Source organism: Pseudomonas pseudonitroreducens, assembly GCF_021603645.1.
Lineage (GTDB): Bacteria > Pseudomonadota > Gammaproteobacteria > Pseudomonadales > Pseudomonadaceae > Pseudomonas > Pseudomonas pseudonitroreducens.
Genome location: NZ_BQHJ01000035.1, coordinates 1 through 2508 on the forward strand (window position 1 = coordinate 1; position 2508 = coordinate 2508).

The following is a 2508-nucleotide window of genomic DNA, read 5'->3' on the forward strand; positions in this document are numbered from 1 at the left end:
GAAGACTCGAACGGAACGCTAGTGCCCTGATTCGCCAGGGCCATACCGGGGTGTGGGATTACCCCTGGGGTACGTGGCAGTCAGCGGTCGACGAGGCGATTGAAGCGGCAGAGCGGATGAAGGCGGGCAGCTAGTCCTCCTTCTTCGCCTTCCCCTTGGGGACTAGTGGGGATACCAGCATTCCCATGATCACTAACGACATAAGCACTATGAACCCAATCGCCACTATCCAAGTTGCGGCCTTGGGAGAAAAGCAGGCTACGACTGCAATCGGAATTACTAGGTGGTAAACCTTCATGACTGATGTCCGTCTCTCAGTAAGTGTCGATGCCAGTCAGGGCCGCAACGAACTGCAGCAGTTCAAGGCCGGCTATTCGGCCCTGGTGGAGCAGCTGCGGCGCCCACTGAATCAGATCGCGTCCGTGCGCGATTTACAGGCGAGCCTAGTCGAGAACAGCAAGCAGCTCAATGACGTGAGGGATCGCGTCCGCGACCTGGCTAACGAGCTGATCGCCTCCGAGAAGCCCACCAAAGCCCAGCAGATGGCCTATCGCGCGGCCACGACTGAGGCAAAATCGCTTGAGCAAGCAATCAGCGGTCAAAAGTCGCAACTCGCCCAGCTCTCCGCCTCGCTCAAGTCTGCAGGTGTCGACACTAACTATCTGAGCAACGAGCAGAAGCGCCTCTCGGCAGATTTGGCACAAGCTAGCGCTGCTGCAGACCAGCAGGCGCGGATTGCTGGAGCGCGCCAGGCCCTCGGGGTGCGCCCTCATCGTGAGGTGCGTGCCGAGATTGAGAAGCTCCGGCAGCAGTACGCACTCCTACAGCGCGACGGGCAACTATCCACGGTTGAGCTGGCCCAAGCGCAGATCAACCTGCAGCAACGAACCGAACAGCTGACCCAGCAGACTACTGGCTGGGCAGGTTCGCTGCGCCAGGTGCAGATCGAGGCCGGCCTGGCGGTTGCAGGGCTCGGCGCCTTGATCTACGGCGGAAAGCAGCTCCTGGAGTTCTACGCCAAGTTCGCCCAGGCAATGGCGGCGGTCGACTCCATCACCAGCCTGACACGCCCCCAACTTAAGGAAATGTCCAAAGACGTGCGGGATCTGGCTGTCGCCTATGGTCGCGATGCCACCGAGTCGGCCGAGGCGCTCAACGACATCCTGTCGTCTGGTGTCTCCGAGGACAACGGCATCAAGGTCCTGGAGCTATCCATCAAGGCGGCCATTGCAGGGATGACGGAGACTGGCACCGCTGCGGCGGGCGGCCTGGCCATCGTTAACGCCTATGGCGAAGGCATTGAGAATCTCGGCCTGCGCTACGACCAGATGTTCCTCGCTGTAAAGGATGGCGTTACCACCTTCCCGGAGCTGGCGCAGTTCATTGGTGACGTGCTGCCCACGGCCAAAGCCGCTGGCGTTGGCTTCGATGAGGTCGCGGCAGCAATCGCTCGGATGACCATTGCGGGGATCAAGACGCCCCAGGCCACGACGGCCTTGAAGGGTGCCATCAACGCCCTCGCCGCGCCGACACCGGACGCGCAGAAGAAACTGGCTGAGATGGGCATCTCCTGGAAGGGGCTTACCGCCACCCTGGAAGACATCGCATCCCGAAAGCTCGGCCTTGATGCCATGCGGCAGATCATCCCGGATGTAGAGGCGCGTACCGCAGTGCTGAGCCTCACGCAATACATCAAGGACATGCGCGCCGAAGTGACGGCAATGGGCGAGGCCGGCGGCTCGATGGAAGCGGCATACAGCAAGATGTCCAATACGCCGCAGGCAGAGCTTGACCGCTTCAATGCCTCTTGGCGGGAGTTCAAGCTGCAGCTGGGTGAAGCTGCCGAAGCATTCGCTCCAGTTCTGGACTTTGGCACGAAGATTCTCGCGCTATTTGGTGAGCTACCAAAGTCAATCCAAGTGACGATTCTAAGCCTTGGTCTTGTGGGGGCTGCGTTGTTCGCTGGCGCCAAAGTCGCAACTGCTATGAAAGACCCACTGATCATGCTCAAGGCAGCTCTCACCGCTTTGCCTGGTGCAGGGCCTGGTATCACATCCCTTGTCGGTCAGCTCGGCACCCTGATCGCCTCGCTGAAAACCGTTGCCGGCTGGGCTGCCTTGGCCAAGGGGTCGCTCGCCCTGGGCGTGGTTGCCTGGACGGGCAACAACCTCATGCAGCTGTATGACCTGTACAAGCAGAACCAGGAACTCACCAAGAGTCAGCAGGACTACGAGAAAGCCCTCAACGACACCATCACGGCAACGACTAAGTACGCCGACGTGGTGATCCAGCCGGCCGAGGCGCTGGCTCGGATGAATGACGAGCAGCGCAAGGCCTATGCCGAGTCGCTGCGTCTGGCAGAAGAGCACTACCGCAAGCAATCCGAGCTGACCAGTCGGCGTGACATGCAGCGCGATGGCCCCACCGCACCGGTGAGCAATGAGGCCCTGGCAGCGGCCAAGCGTGCTCGCGAGTACCGCGAGGCGCTGCAGCAGATGACAGCTGACC

At 60.9% G+C, this 2508-nt stretch carries 1 protein-coding gene; it reads left to right on the forward strand.

The genetic code is table 11. The features are described 5' to 3' along the window. Positions 1-296: 296 nt before the first annotated feature. Positions 297-2508 (forward strand): phage tail tape measure protein (locus tag L6D89_RS32265; RefSeq protein ID WP_236202329.1); only part of this gene is annotated, 2212 nt, incomplete at its 3' end.